This is a genomic window from Psychroserpens sp., assembly GCF_034670085.1.
GTDB lineage: Bacteria > Bacteroidota > Bacteroidia > Flavobacteriales > Flavobacteriaceae > Psychroserpens.
On record NZ_JAXMOD010000006.1, the window covers coordinates 224,315 to 242,532 of the forward strand.

Sequence of the window (18,218 nt, forward strand, 5' to 3'; positions counted from 1 at the left end):
TTGATATGAAAAACATAGACATTCTATGTGTAGGAGAGGTGCTAATTGATTTTATAGGTCATCAATCAGAAGTTTTAATTAATGATACTAGAGATTATCACAGATACTTAGGTGGTTCACCTACAAATGTTGCTATGAACTCTTCAAGATTAGGATTGCAATCGGCAATGGTAGCTACTGTTGGTGATGATGGTTTTGGAGACTATATTTTCAATAGATTCTCTGAGGTAGGTGTAAATATTGATAATGTTAAAATTGTTGAAAATATACCTACAAGTGTGATTTTTGTCTCTAGGTCAGAATCTACACCAGATTTCATTCCCTTTAGAGAAGCAGACGTACTGATAACAGAAGACCAAATATCAAAAGATGTCTTGTTAAAAACTAATATTTTTCACACAACATGTTTTGCTTTAAGTAAAGACCCAGCGCAAACTACAATTATTAAAAAGGCAGAAGAAGCTTTTAATTTAGGTTGTAAACTAAGTATAGATGTAAATTATTCTGGTAAATTATGGCGTGATAAAGAAGAAGCTATAAAAATAATTAAAGCCTATTGTAAGTTTAATCCTTTAATAAAAATCAGTGAGGATGATATGTTTAGGCTTTTTCATGAAACATTATCTCATAAGCAAATTTTTGAATTTTTCCATAAAGAAGGTGTTGATATTGTATGTTTAACATTAGGGTCTAAAGGTGTTAAGTTATCTCAAAAAGATAAAAAAATTATAGAAATGCCTGCCATAAAAATTGAAAAAGTAATGGATGCAACTGGTGCAGGAGATGCATTTTGGTCTGGCTTTTTATTTGCGTATATAAAGAAAAAACCTATTGAAGAATGCTTAGAAGTTGCATTAAAATTAGCAGCTCTCAAATTGCAAAACGTAGGAAGGTTGCCTGATAATATCAATATACTTTCAAAACTATTATAGTTTAAAACTCAAAATCATTATGCATATAGATTTGAAAAATCAGAGTTTGAAAGGAGTTATGCTTAACGCTTATCCTGATAGTATTGGTCAAAAATGGAGTGATACATTAAGCATGTTAGAACGACCAGAATTTAAAGATGTTTTCTCATTGTTTTATGTGTTACCAACTTTTTTTAATAGTGATTTAGATAGAGGGTTTTCAATTGTAGATTATAATATAAATAATGATCTTGTTTCAAAAGAAGACTTGAAAGCTTTAGATAAGCTTAATATAAAACTAAAGTTTGACATTGTTTTAAACCATTTATCTGTGGCTTCACCTCAATTTAAAGATGTTTTAGAAAAAGGAGAGCAATCAAAATTTAAAGATTTTTTTATTAATTGGAATGAGTTTTGGTCCAATCACGGTGAATTGAATAAAGATGGAATTGTTATTCCAAAAACGGAACATCTCAATAAATTATTTATGAGAAAATCTGGTCTTCCAATATTAAAAGTCTTATTTCCAGATGGGAGTGAACGGCCATATTGGAATACATTTTATCAGGACATAAAGTATCACCCAATTACTATTGATGATTTAAAAGTTGTACCACAACTCAAACCACAAGATGCTAAAATAATTTGTGCTAAAATCAATCTTGCGATCGATAGTAGTCAAGATTTTTCAACTATAGATTTTGGTGATTCTGATTGTTCTAAAAATGAAATAATTAGTGTTGTCAATAAAAAACGCACTTATTTAGGGCAAATGGATGTTAATGCAAAATCTCCATTAGTTTGGGATTTTTATGAAGAGACACTTGCAAAACTAAAAGGGTTTGGGTGCCAAATATTAAGATTGGACGCATTTGCATACCTTCATAAAGAAGTAGGGCAATCAAACTTTTTTAATACACCAGGTACTTGGGAATACCTAGAGCGAATTAAACAAATAGCTATTAAGTATAACCTAATGCTTTTGCCAGAAATTCATGCGGAATATGGTTCAGGGCTTCATGATGAAGTGTCTAAAAAAGGGTACCATATTTATGATTTTTTCCTCCCTGGACTTTTAATTCATACACTAGAATCCAGTAATAATAAGGCCATTTTAAAATGGGCAAATGAAATAGTTACGAAAGGGTATAAAACGGTAAATATGTTGGGATGTCATGATGGTATTCCTGTTTTAGATTTAAAAGGCAAAGAGGTTAATGGTAAATATAACAAAGGCTTACTTGAAGACAATGAGATAGAAACGATAATGAATACCATTATAGAACGTGGTGGACGTGTAAAAAACCTTTATGGTCCATCAGGTAAAAAAATATCATATTATCAAGTGAATGCCACTTTTTTTAGTGCCTTAGGTGAGAATGAAGATAAACTACTTTTAGCAAGAGCTATTCAAATGTTTATGCCAGGAATACCCCAAGTTTGGTATTTAGATTTGTTTGCTGGTAAGAATAATTATCAAGCAGCAGATGATGCAGGTGAAGGAGGTCATAAAGAAATTAACAGAACCACACTATCAATAAAAGATATAAATAAGAGTATAAAAGATGATATTGTTATAAATCAATTAAAAATAATTAGACTTAGAAATACTTCAAAAGCTTTTTTGGGTGACATTATAATCAAAAAGTCGTTCGAAAATGAAATTCATATTATATGGACAAATAATGAACATACGGCAGAGTTAAAAGCAAATCTTCAGACGTATATATTTAGTGTGTCATTTAGCGAAGAAGGTCGTACAAAAACAATTTCTTTTTCATAAAAGTAATTACTTAAACGTAAAACTTGTAGCTAATTTAAACACAAAGTTATCACCTGAGCTAGGCAAGTTATGAAAACCATAACGATAAAAACCACCAGCTCCAAGTCCGATATAACCCATGTCTAGATAATTCAATTTGATAATGTTTCGAAGCTCCAAGCCTGTTTCTAAAAAGAGCTCATTTTTAATCTTATAGGCTATAGTTTCATGATGAGAAGCATGTGATAAATTTCCAATTCCAAAGTTATTATGAAGCACAACTTCAGGTGTAAAAAAGCCTTTATTATTGAGTAACATGCCGAAGTTATGATTGGTAAATAGATTCACATATCTATCAGATAAAAACTCATAAGGGACAGTGGTTTGAAAGTAGTTCTGAAACACATATGGAAAGTTTTCATCATAACTGCCTTCACCTGTAAACAATTGACCATAAGGAAGAGAAGTGTCAATATAACCCATATCTAATCGATAGGTCGTTTTCCCTAAACCTTTAGTTTTGAAGCTGTCGTCAAACGTAAAACGGATTTTATTGTAACTAAAATCACTTCCAAATACATTAGCTAAACCTCGTGAATAGGTTAAATTAAAAATGGGATCATCACTAGTTAGTCGCGTTATAGAATTGAAAACATTGGTCAATTTTTCATTCACAAAATAACTGATGCCTATGTTTATTTCTGAATTAGTGTAGTTAATTAAAGATGCACTACCAGAATTAAAACTGTAATCGTAAAGCGGTTTAATATCTGACGTATTGAATCCGATCGACCAATCGATATTTCTATATAATTTCATTTTAGTCTTAAAACTAAACGCTTCAATTTGATCCATTTGTTCTGCGAGTACGCTTCTTGTGTTTAGCAACGGACTATTATGCTTGAAATAAGATGTGCCAGTTTCTTTTAAATTATTCTCATACTTCAACTGAATTTTAATGTCTTTTTTACTCGGCACATCAATCAAAAGTTCACCCCCATATTTCCATTTGTAATCTTGAAATCCGTAACCTGCAAATCCACCAATAGAAACATTTTCAAAAACATCTTCATTTGTAAAAAAACCAGCACCTAATCTCAAACCTTCATATTTATTATAAAGAATAAGTTTAGTTAGGTCAACGTCTACATATTTTAAAGGAATTCTACCTTTGGCAAGTTTTGATGAAAATGTAAGTAGTTTATCAAATTTTAATTTTTCTCCAATACTGTCAATCACAACATACGTTCGTGCTTCTTTTATGTTTAAAGAATCTTGTCGAACAGAAGTCCAGAAGTTAGCGTCTTTTTTTACCTGTTCTGTTTGAATTCCAATAGGTAAGATTGGAAAATCCTTTTTTGTTAGTGTCGTGTTGAGGTCAATTTTAGAAAGGTAACTTTTACCAACATATTTGATAGCTCCATATTTTTCACCAATTCTAATTTGAAAATTTAACTGTTCAGGAAACCAATATTCTTGGTTTATCAATTTATATTTCTGTTGTATGGACACATCTATTTTTCCAGAATTAAATGTAGCAGCATCTACACTTTGAACCGCATACTTATTAGAATTGATATAAATCAAACCTTTTAAACCTTCAAAATTACGATTTGCTTTTGGCTCGAATGAAATGGCGAAAATAGTATCCTGACCTCGTAAGTATTCCTCTTTAAGTCTGAATTTATATTTATTTGTGCTTCCTTTTGAAATAGGATTTAAATAATCAGTTTCAAATAATGTGATGTATTCCTCATAAAAAGAAAAGGGCTGAATGGTATTGGCTAAAAATGCAAAATTCGGACTTTTAAATCCAGAGGTTCTAATTGCAATAATGCTATCTTCTGAGAATTTAGGTTTTAGATATTTTCGCTTAGCAACAGTTTCAGTTATAAATAAATGTGATTTCTCAAAAAATTTCCCCAACTCATTTAGTGTATCTTCTTTGACTTTCATCTCTTCGCCATCAACAATAATTTTATCATAGGATTGATAAGTGAATGTATTCAAGTTTTCAGGATTGTTTAATTCTTTATTCTTTACTGCATTCCTAATGATACGATGTGCTGGGTTTTCAGTATTCGTAATGACGACCTCATCAAGCGCACTTATTTCTTTTTTAAGCGAAATGATATTTGAATTAAGGCTAGATACGACTAATGTTTTAGATTCATATCCCACGTAACTAATGGTGAATTTTTTCACCGTAGCTGAAGCATAAAAAACGCCATCGATATCTGAGATCGTTCCACTATAAACGTCATCATTAAAGATGATATTAGCAAAGGCAACGGGTTCTTTGGTTTCAAAGTCAATAATTGTAAATAACAATTCACCTTGAGAATAGGCTTTAAACGCAATTAATAAAATAAAAAAGAAGAGTTTTTTCATTTTGATGTTGATGGTTGATTATTCTTACAAACGTGTAAAGTATAAATATAGTATTCTATTTAAAAACCAAGGCTTGTAATCCCTTTTTTTAAGATAACATTTGCTATAAAACCGTTACATTTGTAGCTTATTTAATTCAGGTAGTTAATTCACATTTTCATGAGCAAGCAAAGTAAAAGAAGGGAAGCCTTAGTATATCACGCAAAACCGAAACCAGGAAAGATAGAAGTCATTCCTACAAAAAAATATGCTACACAACGTGATTTGTCTTTAGCCTATTCTCCAGGTGTTGCTGAGCCTTGTTTAGAAATTGAAAAAGACAAAAACAATGCCTATAAATATACAGCCAAAGGAAATTTAGTGGCCGTAATTTCAAACGGAACAGCAGTTTTAGGTCTTGGTAATATAGGTCCTGAAGCCTCTAAACCTGTAATGGAAGGCAAGGGCTTGCTATTTAAAATCTTTGCAGACATTGATGTTTTTGATATAGAAGTTGATACAGAAGATGTTGAGGAATTTATAAAAACTGTAAAAATGATTGCGCCCACTTTTGGTGGAATTAATCTTGAGGATATTAAAGCTCCTGAAGCTTTTGAGATAGAAAAGCGATTAAAGGAAGAATTGGATATTCCAGTCATGCATGATGACCAACATGGAACGGCAATTATTTCTGCAGCAGCACTTATTAATGCTTTAGAAATTGCTAATAAAAAGATTGATGAAGTCCAAATCGTCATAAGTGGAGCTGGAGCAGCAGCGATTTCATGTTCAAGATTATATCAAGCTTGTGGTGCTAAACGTGAAAACATGGTAATGCTTGATAGCAAAGGCGTTATTAGAAATGATCGTGATGATTTAACCTCTCAAAAAGCAGAGTTTGCAACACATCGAAAAATAGATACACTTGATGAGGCTATGAAAGATGCTGATGTCTTTATTGGTTTGTCTATGGCAGATATTGTTAAGCCAAGTATGTTAAAAGTGATGGCAGCCAACCCAATTGTTTTTGCTATGGCTAATCCTAATCCTGAAATTGAATACCAACTTGCAGTTGATACACGAGATGACATTATTATGGCCACAGGTCGAAGTGATCATCCTAATCAAGTTAATAACGTTCTTGGGTTTCCGTTTATTTTTAGAGGTGCTTTAGATGTTAGAGCAACTAAAATTAATGAAGCAATGAAAATGGCTGCTGTTAAGGCATTAGCCGATTTAGCTAAAGAGCCAGTTCCAGAGCAAGTTAATATTGCTTATGGTGAAACTAGATTAACCTTTGGTAAAGACTATATCATTCCAAAACCATTTGATCCTAGACTTATTGCCACTGTACCTCCAGCCGTTGCTAAAGCTGCAATTGAAAGTGGTGTCAGTAAAGAACCTATTGAAGATTGGGATAGATATGAAGAAGAATTATTACAACGACTAGGTTCAGATAATAAGATTGTACGTCTGTTACACAATCGTGCTAAGTTAAATCCGAAGCGTGTTATTTTTGCTGAAGCAGATCAACTTGATGTTTTAAAAGCAGCACAGTTTGCTTTTGATGAAGGCATCGCTATTCCTATTTTGTTAGGTCGAAAAGAGACCATCATAGAACTTATGGAAGAGATTGAGTTTGATGCTGATGTTGATATAATTGATCCAAAATCTGATGAAGAAATAGAGCGTAAAAATAAATATGCTGAAGTCTATTGGAAAAACCGAAAGCGTAAAGGTGTTACCTTGTATTCAGCAGAAAAAATTATGCGAGAACGTAACTATTTCGCTGCCATGATGGTTAATGAAGGCGATGCAGATGCATTAGTAACAGGGTTCTCTAGAAATTATCCTTCAGTAGTAAAGCCAATGCTTGAACTTATTGGTTTAGCACCAGGAGCAACGCGAATTGCCACTACAAATGTGATGATTACAAAACGCGGACCAATGTTCTTGAGTGATACGTCTATAAATATTAATCCTTCGGCAAACGATTTAACGCGAATTGCTCAAATGACAGCAAAAGTGGTTAGAATGTTTGGAATGGAGCCTGTAATGGCAATGACATCCTACTCAAATTTTGGTTCCTCAAAAAATCAAACTGCGACTAAAGTTCGTGAAGCTGTTGAATATTTACACAAAAGGCATCCAGATTTATTGGTCGATGGCGAATTGCAAACCGATTTTGCTTTGAATAGTGAAATGCTTCAGGATATTTTTCCGTTTTCTAAGTTAGCCGGTAAAAAAGTAAACACACTTATTTTTCCTAATCTTGAGTCGGCAAATATTACCTATAAATTATTAAAAGAGTTGAATAAAGCTGATTCTATTGGTCCAATAATGATGGGAATGCGTAAGCCTGTTCACATACTTCAATTAGATGCCAGTGTGGAAGAAATTGTTAATATGGCTGCCATTGCAGTAATTGATGCACAGCAAAAGGAAAAAACAGAAAAAGAACGCCTAAAACATTAGCAAATCATCACCTTAGAAATGTAAATAATTTTATTACATTTGAGTTTTTAACCGAAGCGAATAAATGATTACGCATATTCAGGGTAAATTAGTAGAGAAGAACCTAACAGATGTTGTTATAGATTGCAATGGTGTTGGGTATTTGTTAAATATATCATTACATACCTATTCTCAAATTCCCGATCAAGAAAACCTAAAATTGTATGCGTATTTAATTGTACGTGAAGATGCACATACGTTGTATGGATTTTCTTCAGTTTCTGAACGTGAAATTTTTAAACTTCTACTTTCAGTAAGTGGAATTGGAGCAAGTACGGCAAGAACGATGTTGTCTTCACTAACACCACAACAAGTAAAAGAAGGAATTGCTCATGGAGATGTGGCTTTAATCCAATCTATAAAAGGAATTGGTGCTAAAACTGCAGCTAGAGTTATTTTAGATTTAAAAGATAAGGTTCTGAAGGTTTATGATATTGATGAAGTTTCTGTTAATAGAAACAATACTAATAAAGATGAAGCGTTATCAGCTTTAGAAGTTCTCGGATTTGCTAAAAAGCAATCCGAACGTATTTTAGACAAATTAGTGTCTCAACAACCAGATGCCAATGTAGAAACCCTTATAAAGGACGCATTAAAAAATTTATAAATTTGATTACAACAACTAACTATACCTTGCTTAAATCTTTACAACGTTTTATTTTGATTCCAATTCTGGTATTGGTTAGTACACATGCATTTTCACAGCAAGCACCAGCAGTTCAAGATACAACAACAACTACAAATACAGGTTTTTCATTAGGAACAATGAATATGCCTAATCCTCAAAGTATTGTTTCAAAATACACCTATGATCCTGTAACAGATCGTTATATTTATACAGAGTCGGTTGGTAATTTCAACATTAATTATCCAATCATATTAACACCTGCTGAGTTTCAAAAATTAGTTTTACAAGAGCAACAGCAATTGTATTATAAACAAAAAATTGATGCTAAAGACGGTAAAAAAGATGGTTCAGAAGATGAACAAAAAAATCTATTGCCAGAGTTTTACGTTAATTCAGGATTTTTTGAAACTATTTTTGGAGGCAATACGATAGAAGTTATACCACAAGGTTCTGTTGAAATGGATCTTGGAGTTTTGTTTACTAAACAGGATAATCCAACATTTTCGCCAAGAAACCGAAGTAATTTTACTTTTGATTTTGATCAACGTATTAGTTTGAGTTTACTAGGTAAAGTTGGAACAAGATTGCAAGTAACAGCAAATTATGATACAGAATCGACATTTGATTTCCAAAACTTAGTAAAATTAGAATATACACCAACGGAAGACGATATCGTTAGAAAAATTGAAGTTGGTAATGTGGCAATGCCACTTAACAGTTCATTAATTACGGGAGCTCAAAGTCTTTTTGGAGTAAAAACAGAATTGCAATTTGGTAAAACAAGAGTAACGGCTATTTTTTCTGAACAACGTTCACAATCACAATCTGTAACCGCTCAAGGAGGAGGAACTCTAGAAGAGTTTGAATTTTTCGCAAGAGATTATGATGAGAATAGGCACTTCTTCTTATCGCAATATTTCAGAAATAATTATGATGAAGCAATGCTTCGTTATCCATTTATCAATAATAATATACAAATTACAAGAGTTGAGGTTTGGGTAACAAATAGAAGTAATCAAACCAATAACGTAAGAAATGTTGCTGCATTTCAAGATTTAGGAGAATCTGAAGTGATAGGTTTAAATAATCCACCAGCTGGATTTGTAAACGTAGGAGCTAATCAACCTCCAGATAATGGGAATAATGACTTTGATCCAACTAAAATAGGAGATCCAGGTTCTCAATTATCACCTTTAGTTAGAGATATTACAACAGTTGAACAAGGTATCTTAGTTCCTGCTAATGAAGGTTTTGATTTTGGTAAATTAGAAAACGCTAGAAAACTACAACAAGGATCTGATTACCAATTACAACAACAACTAGGTTATATTTCCTTAAATCAAAGGCTTTTAAATGATGAAATATTAGCAGTTGCATTCCAATTTACTATTGGTGGACAAGTGTATCAAGTAGGTGAATTTGCAAATGATGGTGTTAATTCTACAGCAACAAATAATGATGATGATCAAGATGGAATTCCAAATGATGCTGATGTCGATGTTAATGGTGATGGTTCTCCAGATAATGGTACTGATACTGATGGCGATGGAATTAATGATGCTTCAGATGCCGATGTTGATGGTGACGGAACGATAGATAACGGAACAGATGTAAATGGCGATGGTATTAATGATAGTGCCATTGTTATTGAAGGTTCTACACAGAGTTTAATTGTTAAAATGCTTAAAAGTCCAATTACGAGTGTCGATCAGCCAATTTGGGACTTAATGATGAAAAACATCTATGATACTGGAGCTTTTCAATTAGAAAGAGACGATTTCAGACTAAATATATTCTATACTGAAGCGTCGCCACTTAACTATATTTCTCCTGTTGTTTTACCAGATGGAACCTCAGTTCCTTTTCCAAGTTTTGATAATAACTCACCTTTTGATAACACTGATGATGGTGAAATCATAGACACACCTTTAATTCGATTATTTCATTTAGACCGCTTGAATTTTAATAATGATCCACAAGCTGGTGGTGATGGTTTCTTTGATTATGTTGAAGGCATGACAGTATTGACTCAAAATGGTAAAATAATCTTTACTAAAGTAGAACCATTTGGTCGATACCTCTTTGATATACTTGATAATGATGGTGATCCAAATAATAATGATGCCGAATACGAACAAGATACGTACACCAACCTTAACCAGGAAAAATACGTTTATGATATTTTATATAAGCAAACTAAAACAGCTGCTTTAGATGAAGCTGAAAAGAATAAGTTTCAAATAAAAGGACGTTACAAGTCTTCAGGAGGTGATGGGATTCCATTAGGCGCTTTTAATGTTCCTAGAGGTTCAGTAGTTGTTACTGCTGGTGGTCGTACATTAGTTGAAGGGGTAGATTATACGGTGAATTATCAAATAGGTCGTGTTCAAATTTTAGATGAAGCTTTAAAAGCATCAAATATTCCAATAAACGTTTCTGTAGAGAATAATGCTGTTTTCGGACAACAAACTAGACGTTTTACAGGTGTTAATGTTGAGCACCAATTTAATGAAAACTTTGTTTTAGGAGCAACGATTTTAAACCTTAATGAAAGACCTATAACGCAAAAAGCAAACTATAACACCGAACCAATTAACAATACTATTTTTGGATTTAATGGTAATTATTCTACTGAAGTTCCATTCTTTACGCGATTAGTAAATAAGCTACCAAATGTGGATACAGATGTCCCTTCTAATTTATCAGTTAGAGGTGAATTTGCTTATTTAGCTCCTGGTGCTCCAAAAGGTACAGACTTCAATAATGAAGCAACAGCTTATGTCGATGATTTTGAGGGTACTCAAGGTGCTATAGATTTATTATCTCCTCAATCTTGGTTTTTATCGAGTAGACCTAGGCAATTAGGAAAAGTTTATCCAGGATTTAACGCAGAAGATGAAAACGGGTTACAAAATGGATTTGATAGAGCCTTATTAAACTGGTATACAATTGATCCCATTTTTTATAGTAATTCAAGACCAGCAGAAATTACAGATGATGATGTTTCTAACCTTTACACAAGACGAATATTTATTGATGAAGTATTTCCTGAAATAGATGTCGCTCAAGGTCAGCAAACAATAATAAATTCTTTAGACCTAGCGTATTATCCAACGGAAAGAGGACCATATAATTTTGATCCAGATGCTACTAATGGAGTTATTGATGCTAATGACAGTTGGGCTGGAATCACAAGACAAATTACATCTACAGATTTTGAACAAGCCAATGTAGAATATATTGATTTTTGGGTACAAGATCCTTTCTTAGATGATGCTATTCCTGAAGCAGCTCAAGGTGGAAAACTTTTTATCAATCTTGGTAATATCTCTGAAGATGTATTAAAAGATGGTAAAAAGCAATATGAAAATGGGTTACCTGAAGATGGAAATATTAGTGATTTAATACCAACAAGTTATGGTACAGTAGTCCCTAGAAATCAGTCTTTGATTTATACCTTTTCAACAGCAGGAGAGCAGCGAGATAACCAAGATGTTGGTTATGATGGTTATGATGATAACGAAGAAGCAACCCTTATTCCTAATGGAGCTGCATTTGGACCCGATCCAGCAAATGATAATTACTTGTATTACTTAAATACAGAAGGAGATATTCTTCAACGATACAAACGTTATAATGGGCAACAAGGAAATACTCCAGATGCTTTTACAGACACGAATAGAGGTTCAACAGCGCAACCAGACGTAGAAGATATCAATAGAGATAATACAATGAATACAATTGATAGCTATTTTCAATATGAAATAGATATCAATCCAAACGTATTAAATATTGCAAATCCACAAATTAATGATATCAAAACAAGAACTGTAACACTTCCAAATGGTGAAGTTCGTAATGATGTTAAATGGTATCAATTTAGAATTCCAATTTCAGATGCAACAGAAGCCATTGGTGGTATTACCGATATTCGATCTGTGCGGTTTGTTAGATTATTTGTAAATGGATTTCAACAACCAAGAGTTTTACGTTTTGCAACACTTGATTTAGTAAGAAGTGATTGGAGACGTTACAAACTAACTTTAGATGATGAACCTGATAACAGTGGAGATATTACAGACCTTAATGTTGGCGTTGTAGGACTTCAGGAAAATGATGGTAATTATGTGCTTCCACCTGGAGTTGAATTGGAACAATTAAATAACAATAATAATATTATCAGACAAAATGAACAATCCTTACAAGTTGAGGTTTGCGAATTAGAACCAAGAGATTCTAGAGGTGTATTTAAAAATATTAATGTAGACATGCGTCAGTATAATAAACTGCGTATGTTTATTCATGCCGAAGAAGGTGAAACTGGTAATTTAAGTGATGGTGATTTAGTTGGTTTTATTCGTATGGGTAATGACTTTACTCAAAACTACTACCAAATTGAAGTGCCACTACAAGTGTCATCAGGTACACCAAGTCCCGAAAATATTTGGCCAGAAGTAAATGAAATTAATATAGAACTTAGTGTCCTTGAACAAATAAAATCTTTAGGAATAAGCAATGGAACTTTAGCAAATATAGAACCAACATTTTATGATATAGCTGATGGGCAACTTGTTGAAGTTGATGAGTTTGATACACATACTATTGGTCAGCAAAGAGTATCTATTAAAGGTAATCCTAATTTTGGTGATATAAGAGTATTGATGGTAGGACTCAAAAATCCAGATAATAACGGCATGAATGTTTGCGGTGAAGCCTGGTTTAACGAGCTAAGATTGTCAGATTTAGATAATGAAGGTGGTTGGGCAGCCGTCGCAGCAGTTGATGCGAATTTTGCCGATTTCGCTGATATAAGTGCCACAGGTAGAAAAACTACAATTGGTTTCGGTTCTGTTGAGCAACGTCCAAATGAACGAAGTAGAGAAGACGTTCAACAGTTTGATATTGCTACCAATATGAATTTAGGTCAGCTTTTACCAAAAAAATGGGGAATACAAATCCCATTTAATTATGGTATTGGTGAAGAAATTGTCACACCTGAATATGATGAATTCTACAGAGATATTAAATTAGAAACCCAGTTAGCAAATACCAATAATAAAGATTCAATACTAAATGTCAATGAAAGTTATACCAAACGACAGAGTATTAATTTTATTGGAGTTAGAAAAAACAGAACCACAGATAATAAGCCTCGATTTTATGATGTTGAGAATCTAACGTTTAACTATTCATATAACAAAACTGAGCACAGAGATTTTGAAATTGAAAATTCATTAGATCAAAATGTTAGAGCTGGAGTTAATTATAACTATAGTTTTGAACCAATGAATATCGAGCCATTTAAAAAGAATGATTCATTATTTAGAGGGAAATACTGGAAAGTACTAAAAGATTTCAACTTCAATCCAATTCCTACGAGCTTCTCAGTAAATACAGATATAATTCGACAGTTTAATAAACAAAAGTTTAGAGAAGTAGATTTAACAGGTGATAATATTGGTTTAGAAGAACTGTTTAGAAGAAATTATAATTTCAACCTTCAATATGTTATAAATTATAATCTTACTAAGGCGTTGAGCGTGAATTTTACCGCGTCAAACTCTAATATTGTGCGTAATTATTTTATTAACGATGTTATAAATGGTAGGCAAGATTCTAATTTAGATGTTTGGGATGGTTTCTTTGATTTGGGAGATCCTAATATTCAAAATCAACAACTTCAGGTTAATTATGAAATTCCGTTATATAAAATACCAACCCTTAGTTTTTTAAGAGCAACATATTCGTATACAGGAGATTTTCAATGGCAAAAAGGTTCAGATTTAAACGAGAATTTACAAATTAGAGATCCAGATAATCCAGATATTATTAATACCTATAATTTAGGTAATTCCATTCAAAATGCGAATACACATAATATCAATTCTACATTAAATATGGAGAGTCTCTACAAGTACGTAGGACTTGTAAAGAAACCAATTCGAGGTGCAAAATCAGGTCGCGCTACAAAAGGAGCGCTTCCAAAAGGCTTAGAAACGAAAGATGGTAAAGGCGATGGTAAAGGGTCAGATGCCATAACTGCAGGTGCCAATAATACAGCATCAAAAAGTAAAGTAGGCGCTGGAACAAAAATTCTAAATGGTGCCATAGATTTACTAACAAGTGTCAAACGAATTCAGATTAACTACTCTGAAAATAATGGAACTTTTTTACCCGGTTATTTGCCTACTCCAGGATTTTTAGGAACATTAAAACCATCTTTAGGATTTACCTTTGGTAGTCAAGCAAATATTAGAGATAGAGCCGCAAGAAATGGTTGGTTGACCGTGTTCCCTGATTTTAACCAACAATATACAGAGGTGACAACTCGTATTCTTGATGTCTCTGCCAATATTGAGTTGATTGAAGATTTAAAAATAGATTTAACGGGTAATAGAACCTACTCAGAAAATTTAACTCAAAACTTTAAGGTTGAAGATTTTATTGACGCTAATGGAAATTTTGGTTCTGATGGCGTCTTAGATTATAATCCGTTATTAACTAATTCGTTCGGTAACTTTAATATTTCAACAGCACTTATTAAAACCGCATTTAGTAAAAGTGATGAAACTCAATCTGCTCCTTTTGATGACTTCAGAGCAAATAGATTAATTGTTGCAAATCGTTTGGCTAGAAATTTTTATGGTACAGATAACTTTGCTCGTGATGGTGAAGGATATCCATTAGGTTTTGGTAAAAACAATCAAGCTGTTCTATTGCCTGCATTTTTGTCTGCCTATAAAGGGCAAAGCGCTAATAAAATTGGCTTGTCTGCATTTAAAGATATTCCAATACCAAATTGGCAATTAAAATATACAGGTTTCATGAAAATGAAATGGTTTAAAAAGAATTTTAAACGTTTCTCAATTACACATGGTTATAGATCTGGTTATACGATAAATCAGTTTAGAACTAATCTAGACTTGGAGCCTGGGAGTTTGCAGCCAGGAGTGACTTACGAAAACCAAGACCAAGATGCAGTATTAGATCAGGCTGGGAATTTTAAAAACGAAACAATTTTTAGTAATATCAATTTAGAAGAACAATTTAGCCCATTGTTTAGATTGGATTTCGAAATGAAAAATTCGATTAAGATCTTAGCTGAAATGAAAAAAGACAGAATACTATCTTTAAGTTTCGATAATAATCTTTTAACTGAAATTCAGGGTAATGAGTATATCCTCGGATTGGGTTATCGAATTAAAGATGTTCGAATTAGATCTAAATTGGCTGGTCCAAAACAAATTATTAAGAGTGATTTGAATATGAAAGCTGATATTTCAGTACGAAATAATAAAACAATTATAAGGTATTTAGATATTGAGAATAATCAAATAACTCAAGGTCAAACCATTTGGGGACTTAAGTTTGCGGCAGATTATGCATTTTCGAAAAACCTAACTGCCATATTTTACTTTGATTATACATTCTCAGAGTATGAAATTTCAACCGCCTTTCCGCAAACAACAATACGTTCAGGATTTACTTTGCGATATAATTTCGGTAATTAATGATTAAAATTAAGGCAAAAAAATTATTTTTGTAAGCATAATAACTATAACTTAAAAGATGAATATACCATCAGATTTAAAATATACCAAAGACCACGAATGGATTAAGATTGAAGGTGATACTGCAACTATTGGAATTACCGATTTCGCTCAAAGTGAATTGGGTGATATTGTATATGTTGAAGTTGAAACCGTAGATGAAACACTTGATGCTGAAGAGATTTTTGGTACTGTTGAAGCTGTAAAAACAGTTTCGGATTTATTCTTACCACTTTCAGGAGAGATTATTGAATTTAATGAGTCTTTAGAAGACGAACCAGAAATGGTTAATTCTGATCCTTATGGAAAAGGCTGGATGATTAAAATGAAATTTTCTGATGCTTCACAAGTTGACAATTTACTTTCAGCTGAAGATTATAAAGCCATAATAGGTGCTTAAACGTTGGTCACTACCAATAGTATTAGTGTATGTAATTGCATTAACTTATGGCAGCATAGGTAATGTGAGTGATATCCCAAAATTGGGTTTTTCATTTGATGATAAAATTTATCATTTTTTAGCTTACGCGATTCTTATGGCCTTGCTCTTTAATTATGTGTTAACGACATCTGTGAAAAATAAAGTGTTACTTTCCGCAGGTATAGCAATTATTTATGGCATTATTATTGAGGGTTTACAATCGATATTGACAGATTTTAGAACACCTGATTACTTTGATGTTCTTGCGAATACAGCAGGTGTTATATTTGTAATATTGTTATTGAGATTTAAAAAGAAACTAAAGTTAAAATAAATAATAGCTTGCTTTTTTAACATATTTTTGGTTAATTTAGCATTCTTAATACCTTAAGTGATTATGGAACCTAAAAAAAATACAAAATCAGATGTGAGCAGAAATGCATCACTCTACTTTGCTGTTGGTTTAACGTTAATGATGGCATTAACCTATTTAACAATAAACTATAAGTCGTACGACAGATCTAATATTGATATTGGTCAAGTAGATGTTGATGACGAGTTAGAGGAAGAAGTTCCAATTACACAACAGGAAATAATTCCACCACCACCACCACCTCCACCTCCAGTTGTCCCAGAGGAAATAGAAATTGTTGAGGATGAAAAGGAGATTGAAGAGACAGTTATTGAATCTACAGAAATAGACCAAGAAGAAGAAATTGTTGAGGTTGAAGAGGTTGAAGTAGAAGAGGTTGATGAAGACATTGAAGTCCCATTTGCCGTTATTGAGAATGTGCCAATATTCCCAGGATGTGAAAAGGAAAAAGGCAACAATGCTAAAAAGCAATGTATGTCTGATAAAATTGCAAAATTTGTAAATAGAAAATTTAATACAGATTTAGCTTCAGATCTTGGATTAGAAGGTAAACAACGTATTAGTGTTATTTTCAAAATTGATAAAAATGGAAATATTACTAATGTTAGAGCGAGAGCACCTCATCCAGGTTTAGAAAAAGAAGCTAAGCGTGTTATTGGATTACTTCCAAAAATGCAACCAGGAAAACAACGTGGAAAAGCTGTAACAGTACCTTACTCACTACCAATTTTATTCCAAGTACAAGACTAGATTATTCTTATACATACTAATATTCAAAATCCCATCTAAAATTAATTAGATGGGATTTTTACTTTGGTATGCTTATTGCGATTTTATCATAACATTAACATTTAACATTTTAATATTATGAAAGATTTAAAAAAATCGCACAGTATTGCTGGTCAGAGCAATGCTAAGATGCAAAAATCGCAAAAGCATGATGCAAATTTACAAAAAAACTCAATGCTCTATTTCCAAATTGGGCTAATTCTGTGTTTGTTGGGTACCTATGGATTATTCGAAATGAAATTTGAAAAGAAACACATTGTAATTCCAGATATGGCATTAAATGATGATCCTGCTGAAATTCATGTAAAAAATTATGTCGTTCAGAAAGAAGTGAAAATTGAGAAGCAAGTAAAACAGAAATCTCAAATCCTTACCGATAAGCCACCAGTTATTGTAAAAAATGATGTCGTAATTAACCCTACAATTATTGATTTAGTAAAACCTGAAATCTTTAACAAACCAATTGATGCCAGAAGTCTTTCTAAAATTGATAAACCAATTGAAGTTGAAAAACCTTTTGATATGGTGAATGTAGAGGTGGTTCCAATTTATCCAGGATGTGAAAAAGCGACAAACAATCGAGAACGCGTTAAGTGTATGTCTCAAAAACTTGGAAAATTAATTCAGAGAAAATTCAATACAGATTTAGCTAATGATTTAGGTTTGTCTGGACTTCAGAAGATTGATGTGCAATTTAAGATTGATAAAAACGGTTTAATCACTGATATTAAAACTAGAGCACCTCTTCAACAGCTAGAGGACGAAGCTAAGCGAGTTGTAAATAAGATTCCTCAAATGACACCAGGGAAACAACGTGATGAACCAGTTTCTGTTCTGTACAACATACCAATTATGTTTAAAGTAAGATAAAATCAAATAAGTTTTTGCGATATAAAGCCG

The 18,218-nt window shown here is 32.5% G+C and carries 10 protein-coding genes; 9 read left to right on the top strand and 1 reads right to left on the bottom strand.

Annotated elements, in window-relative coordinates:
- The first annotated feature begins 5 nt into the window (after positions 1-5).
- Together VOI25_RS11745 and VOI25_RS11750 are read left to right on the top strand one after the other, a co-directional pair.
- Positions 6-932 carry a carbohydrate kinase gene (locus VOI25_RS11745; RefSeq protein WP_323789269.1) on the top strand — a complete coding sequence of 309 codons (927 nt, stop codon included), beginning with the start codon at positions 6-8 and terminating at the stop codon, positions 930-932.
- 19 nt (positions 933-951) lie between these two features.
- On the top strand, positions 952-2,694 hold the full coding sequence (locus VOI25_RS11750; protein ID WP_323789270.1) for an alpha-amylase family glycosyl hydrolase: 1,743 nt from the start codon (positions 952-954) through the stop codon (positions 2,692-2,694).
- A 6-nt stretch (positions 2,695-2,700) separates the two neighbouring features.
- On the opposite strand, the gene VOI25_RS11755 is transcribed toward VOI25_RS11750, so the two are convergent.
- Positions 2,701-5,064 (bottom strand): DUF5686 family protein, encoded by a 2,364-nt coding sequence (locus tag VOI25_RS11755; RefSeq protein ID WP_323789271.1) that lies wholly within the window; start codon positions 5,062-5,064, stop codon positions 2,701-2,703.
- A gap of 159 nt (positions 5,065-5,223) precedes the next feature.
- Between VOI25_RS11755 and VOI25_RS11760 the strand changes: the two genes are divergently transcribed.
- From VOI25_RS11760 to VOI25_RS11790, 7 genes are all read left to right on the top strand, one after another.
- Positions 5,224-7,518: an NADP-dependent malic enzyme gene (locus tag VOI25_RS11760; protein ID WP_323789272.1), complete on the top strand. Its 2,295-nt coding sequence runs from the start codon at positions 5,224-5,226 to the stop codon at positions 7,516-7,518.
- Between the two features lie 64 nt (positions 7,519-7,582).
- Positions 7,583-8,164 carry a Holliday junction branch migration protein RuvA gene (gene ruvA, locus VOI25_RS11765; protein ID WP_323789273.1) on the top strand — a complete coding sequence of 194 codons (582 nt, stop codon included), beginning with the start codon at positions 7,583-7,585 and terminating at the stop codon, positions 8,162-8,164.
- Between the two features lie 5 nt (positions 8,165-8,169).
- Positions 8,170-15,696 (top strand): cell surface protein SprA, encoded by a 7,527-nt coding sequence (gene sprA, locus VOI25_RS11770; protein WP_323789305.1) that lies wholly within the window; start codon positions 8,170-8,172, stop codon positions 15,694-15,696.
- A gap of 58 nt (positions 15,697-15,754) precedes the next feature.
- Positions 15,755-16,135: a glycine cleavage system protein GcvH gene (gene gcvH / locus VOI25_RS11775; protein ID WP_323789274.1), complete on the top strand. Its 381-nt coding sequence runs from the start codon at positions 15,755-15,757 to the stop codon at positions 16,133-16,135.
- Entirely contained in the window at positions 16,128-16,490 is a 363-nt protein-coding gene (locus tag VOI25_RS11780; protein WP_323789275.1) for a VanZ family protein, read from the top strand. Before gcvH ends, VOI25_RS11780 begins: the two co-directional genes overlap by 8 nt.
- 63 nt (positions 16,491-16,553) lie before the next feature.
- Positions 16,554-17,279 carry an energy transducer TonB gene (locus VOI25_RS11785; RefSeq protein WP_323789276.1) on the top strand — a complete coding sequence of 242 codons (726 nt, stop codon included), beginning with the start codon at positions 16,554-16,556 and terminating at the stop codon, positions 17,277-17,279.
- A 117-nt stretch (positions 17,280-17,396) separates the two neighbouring features.
- Positions 17,397-18,188 (top strand): energy transducer TonB, encoded by a 792-nt coding sequence (locus tag VOI25_RS11790; RefSeq protein ID WP_323789277.1) that lies wholly within the window; start codon positions 17,397-17,399, stop codon positions 18,186-18,188.
- The last annotated feature ends 30 nt before the right edge of the window (positions 18,189-18,218 follow it).

Excerpts from the sequence above, each read along its gene's own strand:
- ruvA (WP_323789273.1), top strand. The coding sequence starts at position 7,583 with ATGATTACGCATATTCAGGGTAAATTAGTAGAGAAGAACCTAACAGAT.
- VOI25_RS11790 (WP_323789277.1), top strand. The coding sequence starts at position 17,397 with ATGAAAGATTTAAAAAAATCGCACAGTATTGCTGGTCAGAGCAATGCT.
- VOI25_RS11785 (WP_323789276.1), top strand. The coding sequence starts at position 16,554 with ATGGAACCTAAAAAAAATACAAAATCAGATGTGAGCAGAAATGCATCA.
- VOI25_RS11760 (WP_323789272.1), top strand. The coding sequence starts at position 5,224 with ATGAGCAAGCAAAGTAAAAGAAGGGAAGCCTTAGTATATCACGCAAAA.
- VOI25_RS11745 (WP_323789269.1), top strand. The coding sequence starts at position 6 with ATGAAAAACATAGACATTCTATGTGTAGGAGAGGTGCTAATTGATTTT.
- VOI25_RS11755 (WP_323789271.1), bottom strand. The coding sequence starts at position 5,064 with ATGAAAAAACTCTTCTTTTTTATTTTATTAATTGCGTTTAAAGCCTAT.
- VOI25_RS11750 (WP_323789270.1), top strand. The coding sequence starts at position 952 with ATGCATATAGATTTGAAAAATCAGAGTTTGAAAGGAGTTATGCTTAAC.
- gcvH (WP_323789274.1), top strand. The coding sequence starts at position 15,755 with ATGAATATACCATCAGATTTAAAATATACCAAAGACCACGAATGGATT.